Annotated in this window: 17 protein-coding genes; 11 read left to right on the plus strand and 6 right to left on the minus strand. The window is 74.6% G+C overall.

The window, feature by feature from the left end; translation table 11 throughout:
* Positions 1–2 precede the first annotated feature (2 nt).
* The gene (gene rplI / locus Q0195_RS05465; protein WP_299275635.1) at positions 3–425 is read left to right on the plus strand and encodes a 50S ribosomal protein L9; all 423 of its coding nucleotides are present in this window, start codon (positions 3–5) and stop codon (positions 423–425) included.
* Positions 426–634: 209 nt separating this feature from the next.
* Here rplI and Q0195_RS05470 read toward each other — a convergent pair whose 3' ends face one another.
* Positions 635–1,978 (minus strand): MATE family efflux transporter, encoded by a 1,344-nt coding sequence (locus Q0195_RS05470; protein WP_299275638.1) that lies wholly within the window; start codon positions 1,976–1,978, stop codon positions 635–637.
* A gap of 317 nt (positions 1,979–2,295) precedes the next feature.
* On the opposite strand from Q0195_RS05470, the gene dnaB reads away from it, so the two are divergent.
* A complete protein-coding gene (gene dnaB, locus Q0195_RS05475) occupies positions 2,296–3,663 on the plus strand; it encodes a replicative DNA helicase (RefSeq protein WP_299275641.1) in 1,368 nt (455 codons plus the stop codon).
* 182 nt (positions 3,664–3,845) lie between these two features.
* Here the strand turns inward: dnaB and Q0195_RS05480 are convergent, their stop codons facing one another.
* Positions 3,846–4,238: a hypothetical protein gene (locus Q0195_RS05480; RefSeq protein WP_299275644.1), complete on the minus strand. Its 393-nt coding sequence runs from the start codon at positions 4,236–4,238 to the stop codon at positions 3,846–3,848.
* A gap of 135 nt (positions 4,239–4,373) precedes the next feature.
* On the opposite strand from Q0195_RS05480, the gene Q0195_RS05485 reads away from it, so the two are divergent.
* The gene (locus tag Q0195_RS05485) at positions 4,374–5,342 is read left to right on the plus strand and encodes a helix-turn-helix domain-containing protein (RefSeq protein WP_299275646.1); all 969 of its coding nucleotides are present in this window, start codon (positions 4,374–4,376) and stop codon (positions 5,340–5,342) included.
* Here the strand turns inward: Q0195_RS05485 and Q0195_RS05490 are convergent.
* Positions 5,330–5,938, minus strand: a complete 609-nt coding sequence (locus Q0195_RS05490; protein ID WP_299275649.1) for a hypothetical protein — start codon at positions 5,936–5,938, stop codon at positions 5,330–5,332. The two genes, Q0195_RS05485 and Q0195_RS05490, sit on opposite strands and share 13 nt — an antisense overlap.
* A 166-nt stretch (positions 5,939–6,104) precedes the next feature.
* On the opposite strand from Q0195_RS05490, the gene Q0195_RS05495 reads away from it, so the two are divergent.
* Entirely contained in the window at positions 6,105–6,959 is an 855-nt protein-coding gene (locus Q0195_RS05495; RefSeq protein WP_299275652.1) for a chromosome condensation regulator, read from the plus strand.
* 195 nt (positions 6,960–7,154) lie between these two features.
* Positions 7,155–8,489, plus strand: coding sequence for an MFS transporter (locus Q0195_RS05500; RefSeq protein ID WP_299275655.1), 1,335 nt, complete (start codon positions 7,155–7,157; stop codon positions 8,487–8,489).
* Between the two features lie 17 nt (positions 8,490–8,506).
* On the opposite strand, the gene Q0195_RS05505 is transcribed toward Q0195_RS05500, so the two are convergent.
* On the minus strand, positions 8,507–8,941 hold the full coding sequence (locus Q0195_RS05505; RefSeq protein WP_299275657.1) for a DUF4260 family protein: 435 nt from the start codon (positions 8,939–8,941) through the stop codon (positions 8,507–8,509).
* A 212-nt stretch (positions 8,942–9,153) separates the two neighbouring features.
* Here Q0195_RS05505 and Q0195_RS05510 point away from each other — a divergent pair, with 212 nt between their 5' ends.
* The gene (locus tag Q0195_RS05510) at positions 9,154–10,005 is read left to right on the plus strand and encodes an MBL fold metallo-hydrolase (protein ID WP_299275659.1); all 852 of its coding nucleotides are present in this window, start codon (positions 9,154–9,156) and stop codon (positions 10,003–10,005) included.
* A gap of 3 nt (positions 10,006–10,008) precedes the next feature.
* On the opposite strand, the gene Q0195_RS05515 is transcribed toward Q0195_RS05510, so the two are convergent.
* Positions 10,009–10,485 (minus strand): GNAT family N-acetyltransferase, encoded by a 477-nt coding sequence (locus Q0195_RS05515; RefSeq protein ID WP_299275662.1) that lies wholly within the window; start codon positions 10,483–10,485, stop codon positions 10,009–10,011.
* 79 nt (positions 10,486–10,564) lie between these two features.
* On the opposite strand from Q0195_RS05515, the gene Q0195_RS05520 reads away from it, so the two are divergent.
* The 5 genes from Q0195_RS05520 (at position 10,565) to Q0195_RS05540 (ending at position 15,634) form a co-directional block, all read left to right on the plus strand.
* Complete coding sequence (locus Q0195_RS05520; RefSeq protein ID WP_299275665.1) at positions 10,565–12,127, plus strand: FUSC family protein; 1,563 nt, start codon at positions 10,565–10,567, stop codon at positions 12,125–12,127.
* Positions 12,128–12,212: 85 nt separating this feature from the next.
* Positions 12,213–12,860, plus strand: coding sequence for a VOC family protein (locus Q0195_RS05525; protein ID WP_299275667.1), 648 nt, complete (start codon positions 12,213–12,215; stop codon positions 12,858–12,860).
* A gap of 36 nt (positions 12,861–12,896) precedes the next feature.
* Positions 12,897–13,373 (plus strand): CarD family transcriptional regulator, encoded by a 477-nt coding sequence (locus Q0195_RS05530; RefSeq protein WP_299275669.1) that lies wholly within the window; start codon positions 12,897–12,899, stop codon positions 13,371–13,373.
* 66 nt (positions 13,374–13,439) lie between these two features.
* Positions 13,440–14,585, plus strand: coding sequence for an MFS transporter (locus tag Q0195_RS05535; RefSeq protein WP_299275671.1), 1,146 nt, complete (start codon positions 13,440–13,442; stop codon positions 14,583–14,585).
* Between the two features lie 80 nt (positions 14,586–14,665).
* On the plus strand, positions 14,666–15,634 hold the full coding sequence (locus Q0195_RS05540) for a UDP-glucuronic acid decarboxylase family protein (RefSeq protein ID WP_299275674.1): 969 nt from the start codon (positions 14,666–14,668) through the stop codon (positions 15,632–15,634).
* A gap of 15 nt (positions 15,635–15,649) precedes the next feature.
* On the opposite strand, the gene Q0195_RS05545 is transcribed toward Q0195_RS05540, so the two are convergent.
* The coding region (locus Q0195_RS05545) for a glycosyltransferase family 9 protein (protein ID WP_299275676.1) at positions 15,650–16,337 on the minus strand (688 nt) is incomplete at its 5' end.

Below are 16,337 nucleotides of genomic sequence, written 5' to 3' on the forward strand. Positions count from 1 at the left end.
AGGTGACCGGTCTCGGTGAGGCCGGCGACGTCGTCGAGGTCAAGGACGGCTACGCGCGCAACTACCTGCTGCCGCGTGGCCTGGCCACCCCGTGGACCAAGGGCGCCCAGAAGCAGATCGACCAGATCCGCGCCGCCCGCAAGGCCCGCGAGATCGCCACGGTCGAGGAGGCCCGCGCCGCGCGCGACTCCCTCCAGGCCAAGCCGGTCACCGTCGCGGTGCGCGCCGGCTCCGGCGGCCGCCTCTTCGGCTCGGTGACCACCGGCGAGATCGCCGACGCCGTCAAGGCGTCCGGTGGCCCGTCGATCGACAAGCGCAAGATCGAGGTCGCGCACCCGATCAAGACGCTCGGCGAGCACAAGGTCCAGGTCCGCCTCCACCCCGAGGTGCAGGCGAACCTCACCGTCCAGGTCGTCGAGGCCTGACCGGGCGAGCACCCGGACGCGAGGCGCCGGGTGGTGGGGGACCACCACCCGGCTCCTTCGTCGTCCCCCGCCGCCGTCCGGAGCACCAGGTGGGTGGGCACACCCGCGCTGCCCGGGCACGCATCCCCGCCACCCCGGTCGGGAGCTGCCGGGTGGGTCGGGCACGGGTGCCTCACCACCCGCACCGTGGACCTGGCGAGGGTGGAGCCTCAGGCGCCGAGCACCATCCAGCGGTCGCCGCGGGCGCGCAGGCCGGTCGTCACGGCGCGGGCGGCCATGAAGCCGCCGGCGAAGGCCGCCCAGAGCCAGGCCAGGCCCGCGCCGTCCCGCGGCGCCCACGCCCACACCGCGGCCAGCAGCGGCAGGTAGACGACGAGCGTGAGGACGCCTGCCCGGGCGAGGAAGGTGCCGTCCCCGGCGCCGATGAGCACGCCGTCGAGCACGAACACCCACCCCGCCATCGGCATGCACACCCCGGTGACGACGAGCGCGACCGCGGCGGCGGTGCGGACGTCGGGGTCGGCGGTGAACAGAGTGGCGATCCACCACCCGCCGGCGGCGATGGCGACACCGATGGCCGCACCGAACCCCACGCCCCACTGCAGCGTCCGCCGCAGCACGGCACGCACCCGCGGGACGTCGCCCGCGCCCAGGCCCTGGCCGATCATCGCCTGGGCGGCGATGGCGAGGGCGTCCATGGCGAAGGCGGCGAACCCCCACAGGGCGTTGACGACCTGGTGGGCGGCCAGCGGGACCGAGCCGAGCGCGGTGGCCGTGACGACGGTGAGCAGGACGGCGACGCGCAGGGTCACCGTGCGGACGAACAGCGGCATGCCGGAGCGGGCGGCGGCGACGATGCCGGCGGGCCGGGGACGCAGGGAGACGCGCAGGCCGCGGGCGCCCCGCAGCACGACGACCGCGAGCGCAACACCCATGAGCGACTGGGCGATCGCCGTGCCCAGCCCGGAGCCGGCGACCCCGAGGCCCATCCCGTAGATGAGGACGGCGTTGAGCGCGACGTTGAGGGCCGCCCCGGCGGTGGCGACGACGAGCGGTGTGCGGGTGTCGAGCAGGCCGCGCAGCGTCCCGGTCGCGGCGAGGACGAGGAACATGCCGGGCAGGCCGCCGGCGGAGTAACGCAGGTACCCCACGGCGTGCGGCACCACGACCGGGTCGGCGCCGAGGCCGGTGACCACCCACGGTGCACCGATCCCGAGGAGCACGGCGCAGACCGTGCCCAGGGCGAGGGCGAGCCACATGCCGTCGATGCCCGCGCTGACGGCACCGGGCCGGTCCCCGGCACCGACCTTGCGCGCCGTCGCCGCGGTGGTGGCGTAGGCGAGGAAGACGAAGACGCCGACGACGGAGACGAGCAGCGTGGAGGACAGCGACAGCCCGGCGAGCTCGGCCGTGCCGAGACGGCCGACCATGATCGAGTCGATGAGGACGAAGAGCGGTTCGGCGACGAGGGCGCCGAGCGCGGGGACGGCGAGCGCGAGGATCTGGCGGTCCAGCGAGCGACCGGTGTCCCCAGGGCGCGAGGCGTTGTCCACCAATGTGCCGACCAATTTCCTTCCACACTGTGTGCACGACCGATTCCGCGGCATCTTGCGGGTTTCGGAGAGTTGCACGGGTGTTGTCCACACGATTGTCCACGGGCTGTGCACGGACGGGCCAACCGTATCCACCATCTGTCCCCAGGTTCGTCCACAGCCGTGGATGGCCGGGTCGCCGGGGCTGAACGTAACGTGTGGCCGGGTCACCGCGCGCGTGGGACGTCCTCGGACGGACCAGGCCGGCCTTTTGAGGTCGAACGCGGACCGGGTGATGTCGGAGGTCCGCGGTAGACCAGGGAACAGGAGGGTTGGCGATGACTGAGCTGGATGAGCGTGCGCTCGATGCGGGCACCGCGGGCAGGGAGCTCTACGAACGGACCCCGCCGCAGGACCTGGCGGCCGAGCAGAGCGTCCTGGGCGGGATGCTGCTGTCGAAGGACGCCATCGCCGACGTCATCGAGGAGCTGCGCGGCCAGGACTTCTACCGCCCGGCGCACGAGCTCATCTACGACGCGATCATCGACCTGTACGGCCGGGGGGAGCCGGCCGACGCCGTGACCGTCGCCGCCGAGCTGAACAAGCGCGGCGAGTTGGGCCGGGTCGGCGGTGCCGCCTACCTCCACACCCTCATCTCCTCGGTACCCACGGCGGCGAACGCCGGCTACTACGCCCGGCTCGTGCGGGACCAGGCCGTGCTGCGCCGGCTGGTCGAGGCCGGCACCCGGATCGCCCAGCTCGGGTACGCCACCGACGGCGGGGACGTCGACGACCTCGTCAACACCGCCCAGGCGGAGGTCTACGCGGTCACCGAGCGGCGCAGCAGCGAGGACTACGTGCCGCTGCGCGACACGATCAACCTCACGATGGAGGAGATCGAGAACAACGCCAACCGCGGCGAGGGCATGGTCGGCGTGCCCACCGGGTTCGCGGACCTCGACGCCCTGACCAACGGCCTGCACCCCGGCCAGATGGTGATCGTGGCGGCCCGACCGGCCATCGGGAAGTCGACCCTGTCCCTCGACATATGTAGATCAGCGTCCATCAAGCACGGCCTCACCTCGGTGATCTTCTCCCTGGAGATGGGCCGCACCGAGCTGACCATGCGCCTCCTCTCCGCCGAGGCGGGCGTCCCGCTGCAGAACATGCGCAAGGGCACGATGCGCGACGAGGACTGGACGAAGGTCGCCGCGGCGATGAGCCGCGTCTCCGAGGCGCCGCTCTTCATCGACGACAGCCCGAACATGTCGCTCATGGAGATCCGGGCCAAGTGCCGGCGTCTGAAACAGCGGCACGGCCTGCGGCTCGTCGTCGTCGACTACCTCCAGCTCATGACGTCCGGGAAGCGGGTGGAGTCGCGCCAGCAGGAGGTCTCTGAGTTCTCCCGTGCGCTCAAGCTGCTCGCCAAGGAGCTCGAGGTCCCGGTCATCGCGGTGGCCCAGCTCAACCGTGGCCCCGAACAGCGCACGGACAAGAAGCCGATGATGAGCGACCTGCGCGAGAGTGGATCGCTCGAGCAGGACGCCGACGTCGTCATGCTCCTCCACCGCGAGGACGCCTACGACAAGGACTCCCGTCCCGGCGAGGCCGACATCATCGTGGCCAAGCACCGCAACGGCCCGACCGACACGATCACCGTGGCGTTCCAGGGGCACTACTCCCGGTTCCACGACATGGCGCAGTAGCCCTGCCGCGAGCCCGTCGACCCCGCACCTGCGGACTCGGCGGCCAGGCGGTCCTGTGCTGCTTCCGTTCCTGCACAGCTGCTTCGCTGTCACGGCAGGCCGCGACGACCCCGCCACCTGAGCGGGAGCACTCTGCAAGCCGTCGGCTTCCTCGGCCACACCCTCGACCGTGAAGAGCCTGGTCAGCTCCCAGAGGCGTCCCGCACGACAGCGGAGCTCTGCCACACCCGGTCGACGACGTGGAACTCGGACCGGTAGCACTCCTCGTCCGCACCGCTGGTCACGGCATCTCCTGGGACCGTGTATCTCTTCACGCGGTCGGCCGTCGTGACCTCGCTCAGCTCGAAGCCGGCCGCACCGAGGCACTCCTCGTAGCGCTCGAAGGCCGCCTGGTACTCCTCGGGGGTGACGACGCCGTCCTCGATCTCGGCGACCTGCTCCGCCGACGCACGGGACAGATCCGACCCCGTCAGCGGGTTGTCCGACCAGCCCGAGCCCACCGAGGAGGTGCACCCGCCCACCAGCAGCGTGAACCCGAGCGCCGCCACCGGGACTGCCCATGCCGTCGCTCTCATCGTCGCCACCCGCCTCGTCGTCGCCTCCTGTCGACCGTACCAGCAGCACCGCCCGGCGTTTGCCGAACAGGGTGGACACGTGTCGAGTAGCGGTGTCGGGAGCCATCGGTAGATTGAGCGTGGGGGCAGTTCGGGATGCTGGTGCGCAGAATGGTGGTCGTCGCCTACCCGGGGGCGACAGTGCTCGACATCGCCTGCGTCATGACGGCCTTCACGCTGGCGAACCTCCTCGGACCGCGGTCGCACTGCTACGAGACGCGGCTCGCGGCGACCGCCGGCACCACGGCCAGGTGCTACGAGGGCGTGGAGCTCTCCTGCCAGGAGCGGCTCCGGCTCACCCGGGGACCGCTCGACACGCTGTGGGTGCCCGGCGGTCCCGGGCACCGCCGGGCGGTCCACGACCCCGTCCTGGTGGCGGACGTCCGACGACTGGCCGCACAGAGCCGTCGCGTCGCCGCACTCTCCAGCGGTACCGCGCTGCTGGCGGCCGCCGACGTCGTCAGCCACCGCACGCACAGCTCCATCGGAGGGGCCGCGGGTACCCGGGGCCGGACCAGACACGACGTCCACCTGGCCGGTTCGACCGGGATCAGCGGTGACCTGGAGATCGTCCTGGCGCTGGTCGCCGAGGACCACGGCACCCGACTGGCACAGCGGGTGGCCGGGGCGATGTCGGCGACGTGGCTCGTGCCGCCGCTGCCGGTGAGCGGCTCACCGGCCCCGGCAGACCCGGTGGACGAGGTCGAGCGCCACGTCCACAACAACCTCACCGGTGACCTCAGGGTGTCGGTGCTCGCGCGCCGCGTGGGTGTCAGCCCACGGCACCTCACGCGGCTCTTCGTCACCCGGCGCGGTACCAGCCCGGCCCGGTACGTCCGGCAGGTGCGGCTGGCGACCGCCGCTCACCTGCTCGCGACGACGACGCTGCCCGTCGGGCGGGTTGCCGCCCACTGCGGCTTCGGCTCCACCGAGGCGTTGCGGCAGGCCTTCACCGGACGCTACGGCACAGCCCCCACCCAGTACCGCGCCGCGCGCCGGACGGCCCGACGGGGGCCGGGCGTGCACACGGCGGTGGTCGCGGGACGCTCGCGTCAGTCCCAGTAGGCGCTGACCGCGCCGAAGCAGAACAGCGGAGTGCCGCTGAGGTTGATGTTGAACGACCAGGCGTCGACCGTGGTCGCGGTGGCGAAGACCCCGGTCGTCCACAGCCGGCCGACCTCGTACTGCTGCAGGCCGGCGATACCGAAGGAGTCCGCGTCGGCCACGATCCCGTTGGTGGTGACGGTGGCCCGCCCGAACTCCGCCGGACCGGCCGAGCGGCGGAAGTACTCGTTGCTCCAGGTCCACCGGCCCTCAGCGTCGCCCCACAGGGTCATCCGCGAGCAGTCTCCGAGCGACGTGCCCGAGCCGTTGTCCGCCAACGGCGTCGCGCCCTCCTCCACCGCCTGGGCGACCGCGGCACTGTCGACACCGGCCGCAGCGAGCGCCTGCTCCGGCGTCTCGGCCTCGCCGGCATCCCACGCGGCCCGCAGCTCGTCCGCCTGCTCGGGCGTCAGCACGACGGCCACCTGCTCCACCGAGGCGAGCGGCTCCATCCTCCCCTCGTCCCGGTCCGCGTCCGCCGCTGCGGCAGTGGTCGCCCCACCCACGAGCAGCAGGGCCGCCGCGATGCTCGTCGTCCCACGCTTGCCGATGCTCATCGCGCATCCTCTCCTCAGGTGTCGTGTCCACCCCACCGTGGCGAGCGCCCCGGCGGGCGGTCCACGTCATTCCCGGCGCGAGGTCCGGAATCCTGGGCAGCCCGTCCCGTCTGCCCCGGTCGTATGCTCGGCGGAGACACCGCAGCGCGCTGCCGAGGAGGTGGGGATGCGCGCAGCAGGGGCGGCGCTCGCGGCCGGCAGACGCCACTCGGTGGCCCGCCGCCGCGACGGCACCGTGGTCGCGGCCGGTGACGGCTCGGCCGGGGAGTGCCGGGTCGACGGGTGGGCGGACGTCGTCGCCGTGGCGGCGGGCGCGGTGCACGCGGCGTCGAACACGGCCCGCTCCCACACCGTCGGGCTGCGCTCGGACGGCACCGTGCCGGCGACCGGGTGGAACGCCCACGGGCAGTGCGACGTGGCGGGCTGGGGCGGCGTGGTCGCGGTGGCCGCAGGCTGGCGCACCACTCTCGGCCTGCGCGCGGACGGCACGGTCCTCGCGACGGGCCGGCGAGACGAGGGACAGGGCGAGGTGCAGTCCTGGCGCGACGTCGTCGCCATCTCCTGCGGTGACTGGCACTCGGTCGGAGTACGGGCCGACGGTGCCGCACTGGCCGTGGGGAACAACCGGCGTGGCCAGTGCGACGTCACGCACTGGCGCGACGTCGTCGCCATCTCTGCCGGATCCCTGCACACAGTCGCTCTCCGCCGGGACGGGCGGGTGCTCGCCGCCGGAGAGCGCGCCGCGGGGGCCTGCGACGTCGGCGGCTGGGCGGAGGTCGTCGCGGTCGATGCCGGCAGCCACCACACCGTCGCGGTCACGGCGTCCGGACGCGTCCTGGCAACCGGGGACAACACCCACGGGCAGTGCGACGTGGCGGCGTGGTGCGACGTCGTCGCGGTGGCGGCCGGGTCGCTCCACACCCTCGGCCTGCGCACCGACGGGACCGTCCTCGCCGTGGGTGACAACACCTCGGGTCAGTGCGACACCGGCCCTTGGACGGACATCCGGCCGGTGCGCTGACGCACGGCCCGGGACGGCGCCGAACCTCATGGTGCGCCGCCGGCCGGGAACAGAGCGGCGCCGCCGATCCCCGGTGCCCCGCCGCGGCCGTCGACGCCCGCACCCGCCGGCCCGCCCACGCCAGGCTCCGGGCTACGCTGGCCGAGCCGGTCGCCGCGGCCGGGTCGGCCGCGGGCGAGGGACGGGGGAGCAGACGTGGCCGACGGGGCGGAGGACCACCTGCCCGACGACGGCGCGCATCGCGAGCCGCTGCGCATCCCGGGCTTCCGGCGCTACTGGGTGGCCGACGCCGTCGCCGCGGCCGGGCTCGCCGTCACCCCGGTGGTCGTCGACGTGCTGCTCGTCGACGTCCTGGAGGCCTCCGAGCTGCAGGTCGGCATCGTGCGGGCAGCTCAGCTCCTCCCCTACGTGCTGGTCGGGCTGCTCGCCGGCGCCTACGTCGACCGGTGGCGGCGCCGGCGCACCCTCGTCACCACCTACGCGGCGGAGGGCCTGCTCCTCCTGCTCGTCCCGCTCCTGCACCTCACCGGGCTGCTGACGGTGCCGTCGCTGGCACTCGTCCTCCTCACCGCCGGGGTGTCCGCCGTCTTCACTGCGGCCGCCGAGCAGTCCTACCTCCCGGACCTCGTCCCACGCCGCCTGCTCGTGCCCGCCAACGCGCGGATCGGCCAGGCCGACACCGTCGCCCAGACCTCCGGCCCGGCGCTGGGCGGGGCCTTGGCCGGCTGGCTCGGCGCACCGTTCGCGCTGGTGCTCAGCAGCCTCAGCCGCCTCGTCGCCGCAGTCCTCGTGCTGCGGGTCCAGCACACGGAACCGGTGCCGCTCCGCCGGGCACGCCCGGGGCTGTGGGCGGAGGTCCGCGAGGGCCTGCGTTTCGTCTACCGCCACCGGACCCTGGCGTGGCTGGGCCTGTCGACCCACATGTGGTTCGTCGGCAACGCCATGGCACTGACCGCCTTCGCGGTGTTCGCGCTGCGCACTGTGGACCTGTCCCCCGCCGCGTACGGGACGGCGCTCGCGCTCGCCGGCGTCGGCGGCTTCGCCGGGGCAGTGGTGGCTGCCCCCGCCGGACGCCGCCTGGGCGAGGGCGACACCGTCATCCTCGGCCGCGGACTCTGCGCGGTGGCATGGCTGGCCATCGCCCTCGCCCCGGGCGACACCGTACCCGGGACGCTCACGGCGATCTGCGCCGGGCAGGTGGTCTACGGCTTCTCCCTCGGGCTGGAGAACCCCAGCGAGATGGGCTACCGGCAGGCGGTGACGCCCCGGGCGCTGCTCGGCCGGGTGAACGCCATCATGCGGTCGGTCAACCGGTCCGCGGCCGTGCTCGGTGCGCTCGCGCGCGGGGTGCTGGCCGGCGCCATCGGTCACCGCGCCACCCTCGCCGCCGCCGTCGTGGTGTTCGGGGCGGCGCTGGTCGTCGCGCTCGCCTTCGGTCACCGCGCCACCCTCGCCGCCGCCGTCGTGGTGTTCGGGGCGGCGCTGGTCGTCGCGCTCGCCTCCCCGCTGCGCGGCAGCCGGGCGACCTGAGCCGCGGCGCAGCGCACTCAGCGCGTGCGGCCGATCCGGCCCAGGTGAGTGTGCGTGAACCCGGTCGGCAGCTTCAGACCGTACCCGAGCATCCGATCCACGCCGACGTGGAAGCCCCACGCCAGGGCCGTGAGCATGAGCCACGACGACACCGTCGGGAACGAGCTGTCGGCGAGCAGCGCGACCACGGCGAGCACGGCCGGCCAGGCGAACGTGTGGACGGCGTTGTACCAGGCGGCTCCGACAGCGGGGGAGCGCGCATACCCCAGCATCGACAGGTCGAAGAGCAGGAACGTCGCCAGGGGGAACCACCACAGCCCGGGCGCGATGAGGACCGTCCCGGTCATCGCGAGCGTGGCGAGCAGCCCGGCCTCGACCCGCTCAATCGTCCGGGGCGTCGGTCCCCCGCCCTCCGTCCGACCGTCGTGGTTCGCGTCTCGTCGCTCGTCCATGTCGACCCACTCTCCTGCCGGACATCTGGGGCACCCGCCACCTCAGACTGGCATCGACCGTGGCGGCTTCGCATCGGTGTGAACCACCGAGTGCACTGCCGCAGCCCCACGGCCTGGTGTCGTTCGACGGGGCGTGTTCGGGCGCGCCGGCCCCAGCCCGCCGGTACCGTCACACCCACCGAGTCCCGATCACGGACAGCGAGCGAGGCGACATGAGCACTGCCACCGCGCGGCTCCAGGAGTGCGCCGACCACACCGTGTGCGCCACCTGCGCCGTCGAGTACGGCACCGGACCCCTGCCGGACCTGTGCATCATCTGCGCCGACGAGCGGCAGTGGGTGCCGCGCAGCGGCCAGGCCTGGACCACCGTGGGGGAGCTCGCCGCCGCCGGCCACACCACCGTCGTCACCGAGCTCGAGCCCGGGATCGTCGGGATCGGGACCGCCCCGCCCGTCGGCATCGGCCAGACCGGCAAGCTCGCCGTCACCGACGGCGGGAACGTCCTCTTCGACGTCCCCGGCCACATCGACCAGACCGCCGTCGAGGCCATCGCCTCCCGCGGCGGGCTCGCCGCGATCGTCGCCAGCCACCCCCACATGTACGGGGTCCAGTCCCGCTACAGCCGCGTGTTCGACGACGCGCCGGTCCTCGTCGCCCGCGCAGATGCCGACTTCCTCCCGCTCCGTGTCCCGGCGGTGCAGCCGTGGGACGAGCCGCACGAGGTCGTCCCCGGGGTGTGGCTCGAGCAGGTCGGCGGGCACTTCCCGGGCAGCACCGTCGCCCACCTCACCGGCGCCGACGGCGCGGGCGTCCTCCTCGCCGGCGACGCCATCTTCCCCGGACCCGAGGGCCACACCGTGAGCTTCCTGCGCAGCTACCCCAACCGCATCCCGCTCTCCGCGGCGGTGGTCCGGCGCATCGCCGACCAGGTGGGCCGGCTCGCGTTCGACCGGCTCTACAACAACTTCCTCGGGATCGTGCCCGAGAACGCGGGCGAGGTCGTCCAGCGGTCCGCCCGGCGGTACGTCGAGTGGGTCTCCGGCGTCCACGACGACCTCACCTGACGGTCACAGCACCAGCTTCAGCCCTTCGTGGCTCCGCCGGTAGCCGAGCCGCTCGTAGAAGCGCAGCGCGTCGGTCCGTCGCTTGTCCGAGGTCAGCTGCACCAGCGCGGCACCGTGACGGCGCCCGTACTCGTGCACCCACTCGAGCAGCGCGGTCCCCAACCCCGCCCCGCGCGCCGACTCCGCCACCCGCACGGCCTCCACCTGGAGCCGGGTCGCCCCGGCCCGCGAGAGGCCCGGCAGGAGGGTCAGTTGGGCCGTCCCGACGACGGCGCCCTGCTCGTCCCGTACGGCGACGAGCAGGTGGGCCGGGTCCCGCTCGACCTGCCGGAACGCGGCACGGTACGGCTCCAGGTCCCAGGCCGACTCCCGACCCGCACCGATCGCGTCCTCCGCCAGCAGCCGGACGAGCGCGGGGACGTCCTCCTCCCTCGCCCGCGTCACCCGGAACGTCCGACCACCCGCCTGCAGCTCGTCCATCCCGCGAGGATGCCACCGCGCGCCGGACACCGACACACGGGGCGTTCTCAGCGGCCCCGCGCAGCACTACGCTGCCGCCATGGGCGAGACGACCACGCCCACGCTCGGCAGCCGCGTCCGCGGCGCAGCTGTCATCCTCGCGCTTGCCGTCGGGCTGCCGATCGCCGCGGTGCTGCCGTTCGGTGACCCCGCACTGCTCTCACCCGCGACGCTCGTCGCCGCGTTCAGCCTCGTCCACTCGCTGAACGCGGGCTGGCGGCGCTCGGTGGTCCTCGTCGCGCTGCTCGTCGCCGGCACCCTCGTCGGTGCCCTCACCGCCGGGACACCGCTGTGGCCGTGGTTCGTCGCCGCCCTCGGCGTCCTCGTCGGGCTGGCGACCCGCGTCGGCCGGGTCGCCACCGCCGTGATCGCCGGTTTCGTCTCGGTCGGTGTCCCCGCCACGGACGGTGGCGTGCCGTGGCTCCGCCTCGCCGTCGTCGCGGTCGTCGGTCTCTACGCGGTGGCGGTGGCCCGGGCCCTCGGGCTGCCCGCCACGATCCCGGGCCGCCGCCTGGCCTGGGCGCAGGTCCTGCCCACGGCGCTCGTCTGCGGGCTGGCCACCGGTGCCGCCGCCGTGCTCGCCCAGGCCTCGGGCGACCCGCGCGCGGCGTGGGCGCCCGCCACGCTCCTCCTCCTCATGCTGCCGTCCGCCGACCTCAGCCTGCCCCGCCGGGCGGCCAACCGGGTCGCCGGCACGCTGCTCGGCGCGGCCGCCGCCGTCGTGCTCGGCGGCACCGCAGGAGCCGCTGCGGTGCTCCTCGCAGCGGGCGCGCTGTTCCTCTGTCTCGTCTTCACCCGCCCGGTCTGGGTGTCCGTGACGCTCTCCACGGTGGCGGTGGTGCTGCTCCTCGACACCGGGGGCGGCCATGCCGCCGCCGAGGCCCGAGTGGCCGCCGTGGTGGGGGCAGCGGCGCTTGCCGTCGTGGGAGCGGGGCTCCTGTCCGTGCTCGGACGCCGGCTGCCCGCATCGGCGGCCGGACGTGGCCGCAGAGGCGTCGCGCGAGCAGCGTCCGGTGCAGGCGACCGGCCGCCCTCACTCCGACCGCAGCAGCTCCTCGTAGCCCGCCACCCGGACGACGGCGACCGCCTGTCGGGCGAGCTCCTCGTCGAAGGTGACGAGGGCGTCCGCCTGCAGCCGGGTGAGCGCCACGTACTCCGCCGCCAGGGTGTCGGGCCAGCCCAGGTGGTCGGCCACGTCCCACGCCACGTGGAGGAGCACCCGGTCGCCGAGCACCCGGATCCGCAGGCTGCGGATGTGGTCCAGCCAGCGCTCGGCGTCCTGCCGGGTGAGCTCACCGGACCGCACGTCCCGGTAGAGCCGGGAGACGAGCTGGGACCGGATGAGGGTGGGAGCGACCAACTGCACGCCCTTGCCGGGCCTCACCCCGGTGCGGCCGAGCTCCAACGCGACGGGGGCGTCGATGACGTAGCGTCGCATGGCACGTCCCTCCTCGGACACGCGTGTCGTCCACTCCACCGCACCCCACACCGGCCCGCCACCGCTGCCCGACGGTCCCCGAGCGCCGCCGCCCCGGGCCGGCACCGTGCGGCGGAGAAGCTTGCCGGCCCGCCACCGACGTTCAAATCACGCACGTCCGGGTAGCTGCGCTGCCCCGTCCCCACACTCTCGGGCCGCAGTCGGGTGGGCGAGCCCTGGTGGTCCGCGGCGACCCGTGCCACTGTGGACCATGGCCAGGCTCACCAGTCAGCAGATCCTCGACGCCGACCTCGCCGACTGGCGCATGCTCCCGCGGGGGCTGCACGCCCGCTTCCGCACCGGCGACTTCGTCTCCGGCCTGCGGCTCGTCACGGCGGTCACCGAGCTCGCCGAACGGGCCGACCACCACCCGGACGTCACCCTCGGCTACCCGCACGTCGACTTCCGCCTCATCAGCCACGACGTCGGGGCGGTGACCGAACGCGACGTCGACCTCGCCCGCGAGATCAGCCGGGTGGCCCGGGAGCAGGGTGTCGCCGCCCAGCCGACCGCGGTGGCCCAGGTGGAGATCGCGCTGGACACCGCCGACCTCGCCGCGCAGACCCCGTTCTGGGCGGCGCTGCTCCTCGGCGACCCGGACGCCGTCACGGACGGCGAGATCGTCGACAAGGGCGGACTGCTCCCCACGCTGTGGTTCCAGCCCACCGACCCGCACGAGACGCCGCGGCAGCGGTTCCACCTCGACGTGTGGGTCCCGTACGACGTCGCGGACGAGCGGATCGCGGCGGCGGTGGCGGCCGGCGGCCGGGTGGTCGACGACTCGCACGCGCCATCGTTCACGGTGCTCGCCGACCCCGAGGGCAACCGTGCCTGCGTCTGCACCGCCCGGGACGGCTGAAGCCGGGACACCGGGCGGGACGCGGCCCACGGCAGCGTGGGCCGGGCCCCCGTCACCGCCATCACCACCCGCGTCATCCGCGACGAGCCACGGCAGTACCTCCGCCTCGAGGTCGTCGGCTCCGACCTCGTCGTCGGCGTGCCGGTCGCCGGCGCCGAGGAGGTGGGGGTCCGCCCGGTCCTCGGGCCCCACGCGCTGTGCGACGTCCTGGCCGTCCTCGCGGCCCCGTCGAGCCAGGAGGACGCCGGCTGGTCCCGCCGGATCAAGGCGAACGTCGAACGCCTGCGCACCGGTGACGTCACCACCGTCGCCGGCCTCGTGCGCGACCTCATGCGCCGGCAGGAGGACACGGGCCTGTCCCTCGGGGAGAAGGACCTCCTGCGCGACGCCAAGGCTCCGCTCGTCACGGAGGTCGCCGTCGTGCTCGGGGTCGACGAGCCCGCCGCCGAGGCCACCATCGACGCCGCCGTCCTCGACGGGGTCGTGCCCACGGAGCTCGCCGCCGCCGGCTGACGGGCTAGCCTGGCGAGCCATGTCCACCACTCGCCGGCCGGCCGCGCCCGTGGCCCTCCCCACCCCGTGAGCGACCCGGTCTGGCGCGCCCCGGGGATGCCGCTCCTCCTCGCTATGACGGCCCTGGGGTTCTCCGGGTACGCCGCGCTCCTCCCGGTCGCCCCGCTGTGGGCGGTGCAGGGCGGGGCCGACGCCACCGGCTCCGGGCTCGTCAACGGCGTCCTCATGCTCGCCACCGTGCTCACCCAGGTCGTCGTCCCGACGGCGCTGCGCCGACTCGGCTGGGCCCCCGTCCTCGTCGCCGGGATGCTCTTCCTCGGGGTGCCCGCCGCCCTTCACGGGGTCAGCGACGCCCTGGGCCCGGTGCTGGCACTCTCGGCGCTGCGCGGCGTCGGCTTCGGTGTCGTCACGGTGACCGGGAGCCTGCTGGTCGCCGAGCTGGTCGAGCCCGCCCGGCGAGGACGGGCGATCGGCGCCTACGGGCTGGCGATCGCCGGGCCGCAGGTGCTCTTCCTCTCGGCCGGGCCGTGGATCGTCGACCGGTTCGGCTTCGGTGTCGTCTTCGCCCTCGGGGTACTGCCCGCACTCGGGGCGGTGCCCGCGCTCGCCCTCGCCCGCCGCCTCGACCACGTCCCCGAGCCGCCGGAGCGGGCGCCCTACCTGCGGCTGCTCCGCCCCATGCTCCTGCTGCTCGCCGTCACCCTCGCCGGCGGTGCGCTCATCACCTTCATGGCCCAGATGAGCAGCAGCGCGGTGCTCAGCACGCTCGCGCTCCTCCTCATGAGCGTCACCGCGGCCCTGGCCCGCTGGCGGGTCGGTGCGCTCGCCGACCGGTTCGGGGCCCACCGCTTCCTGTGGCCGCTCGTCGTCCTCACGGCGGTGGGGATGGCGCTCGTCGCCTGGGCCGTGCGCGACCCCGCCGCCACGCACACCGGCGCCCTCCTGGCCGGTGCCACCGCCGTCGGCATCTGCTACGGCGGGCTGCAGAACCTCACCCTCGTGCTCTCCTTCCAGTCCGTGAGCCGACCCCACTACGGGTCGGCGAGCGCCGTGTGGAACGTCGGCTTCGACGCCGGGACCGGGATCGGCGCCGTCGTCATCGGCGCGGTGGCGGCGGGCACGTCCTTCAGCACGGCGGTGCTCGTTGGCGGTGCGGCCTCGCTGCTCACCCTGCCGCTGGCGCTGCGCCGCCGGGCCACGCCGGCGCGCTGACCGGTCCGGGCACGCTCGGAGTGCACGTCGCCGTGCCCGCCCCCATGCTGAGGGACGGCACCGACGACGAGGGAGGGCCGATGCGGCCAGCACAGCGGGGTGGGACCGGCAGGGCGGTCGTCACGGGGGGTGCGGGCTTCCTCGGCAGCCACCTGTGTGAGGCGCTGCTCGCCGCGGGGTGGCACGTCGTGTGCCTGGACAACTTCCTCACCGGCGCCCCCGGCAACGTCGCCCACCTGGCGCGGCACCCGGGCTTCGAGCTGGTCCACTGCGACGTCACGGAGAACATGCACGTGCGCGGCGAGGTCGACCTCCTGCTCCACTTCGCCTCGCCCGCCTCCCCGGTGGACTACCTCGAGCTGCCCATCGAGACGCTGCGCGTCGGCTCGGTGGGCACCGAGCGGGCGCTGCGCCTCGCCCGGGACAAGGGGGCCCGGTTCGTCCTGGCCTCGACCTCCGAGGTGTACGGCGACCCGCAGGTCCACCCGCAGCCGGAGGACTACTGGGGACACGTCAACCCGATCGGCCCGCGCGGGGTGTACGACGAGGCGAAGCGGTACGCCGAGGCGCTCGTCACCGCCTACCGCTCCGCCTACGGCGTCGACACCGGGATCGTCCGGATCTCCAACACCTACGGTCCCCGGATGCGGCCCCACGACGGGCGGGCGATCCCCACCTTCATCCGGCAGGGTCTCGCCGGCGAGCCGCTCACCGTGGCCGGGGACGGCAGCCAGACCCGGTCGGTGTGCTACGTCGACGACCTCGTGGCCGGAGTGCTCGCGCTGGCCGCCGGGGAGCACCCCGGCCCGGTGAACATCGGCAACCCCGAGGAGCGCACCGTCCGGGAGATCGCCGAGGCGGTCATCGCCGCGACGGGCGGGCGCTCGCGCATCGCTCACGTCCGGCGCCCGGTCGACGACCCCGAGGTGCGACGGCCCGACACCAGGCTGGCCCGCACCGAGCTCGGCTGGCAGCCACGGGTCGGGTGGGAGGAGGGACTGCGCCGGACGGTCGGCTGGTTCGCCGGCGCGCTGAGCCGCCCGGCCTGACCGCGCCCGGCCGCGTCAGGCGCCGGCGGCGGCGAGCAGCGACCCGGCCGCGGCCACGACCTCGGCGACGGTGACGGCGGCGAGCGCCGGGTCGAGACCGTCGGCGTGCGGGTCCCCGCTCCCGTCGCCGTGCCACAGGACGACGTGCCGGTCGACGTCGAGCACCGGCCCCCAGCCGGCCGGTGAGGTGGGTCCGAAGAGCAGCACCGAGGGCGCACCGACGGCGGTGGCCAGGTGGGCCACCCCGGTGTCACCGCACACGAGCAGCCGGCACCCGGCGACGAGCGCGGCGAGCGTCGGCAGCCCCAGCGTCCCCGCCACCGACCGGGTGCCGGCCACCCCGTCGACCACGGCGGCACAGCGCGGCGCCTCGGCGGCGGACCCGGTCACCAGCACCCGCAGCCCGGCCGCGACCAGCTGCCGCGCCACCTGCCGCCAGCGGTCCACCGGCCAGCGCCGCGACCCCGAGGCGGCGCCCGGGTGGAGCAGCACGACGTCCTCGGCCGCCGACGGCTCCACCGGCAGCCGCAGGTCCTCCGGCCCACACGCGCCGCCCGCGGCCCGCAGCAGCCGGCACCAGCGCTCGACCTCGTGCTCGTCCTCACGCCAGGGCGGGGCGACGTCGCCGGGACGGGACGGGTGACCCGCCGCGGTGCAGGCGAAGGCGACCGTCCGTGCGGGACGGGTCGCCGCCAGCAGCCGG

The sequence above is a fragment of the uncultured Georgenia sp. genome (assembly GCF_937958535.1).
Taxonomy (GTDB): domain Bacteria; phylum Actinomycetota; class Actinomycetes; order Actinomycetales; family Actinomycetaceae; genus Oceanitalea.

Bases quoted from the DNA above. Each gene is read 5' to 3' on its own strand.
- Q0195_RS05490 (WP_299275649.1), bottom strand. From the start codon at position 5,938: ATGAGCATCGGCAAGCGTGGGACGACGAGCATCGCGGCGGCCCTGCTG.
- dnaB (WP_299275641.1), top strand. From the start codon at position 2,296: ATGACTGAGCTGGATGAGCGTGCGCTCGATGCGGGCACCGCGGGCAGG.
- Q0195_RS05505 (WP_299275657.1), bottom strand. From the start codon at position 8,941: ATGGACGAGCGACGAGACGCGAACCACGACGGTCGGACGGAGGGCGGG.
- Q0195_RS05485 (WP_299275646.1), top strand. From the start codon at position 4,374: ATGCTGGTGCGCAGAATGGTGGTCGTCGCCTACCCGGGGGCGACAGTG.
- Q0195_RS05480 (WP_299275644.1), bottom strand. From the start codon at position 4,238: ATGAGAGCGACGGCATGGGCAGTCCCGGTGGCGGCGCTCGGGTTCACG.
- Q0195_RS05540 (WP_299275674.1), top strand. From the start codon at position 14,666: ATGCGGCCAGCACAGCGGGGTGGGACCGGCAGGGCGGTCGTCACGGGG.
- Q0195_RS05515 (WP_299275662.1), bottom strand. From the start codon at position 10,485: ATGGACGAGCTGCAGGCGGGTGGTCGGACGTTCCGGGTGACGCGGGCG.
- Q0195_RS05525 (WP_299275667.1), top strand. From the start codon at position 12,213: ATGGCCAGGCTCACCAGTCAGCAGATCCTCGACGCCGACCTCGCCGAC.
- Q0195_RS05510 (WP_299275659.1), top strand. From the start codon at position 9,154: ATGAGCACTGCCACCGCGCGGCTCCAGGAGTGCGCCGACCACACCGTG.
- Q0195_RS05495 (WP_299275652.1), top strand. From the start codon at position 6,105: ATGCGCGCAGCAGGGGCGGCGCTCGCGGCCGGCAGACGCCACTCGGTG.
- Q0195_RS05520 (WP_299275665.1), top strand. From the start codon at position 10,565: ATGGGCGAGACGACCACGCCCACGCTCGGCAGCCGCGTCCGCGGCGCA.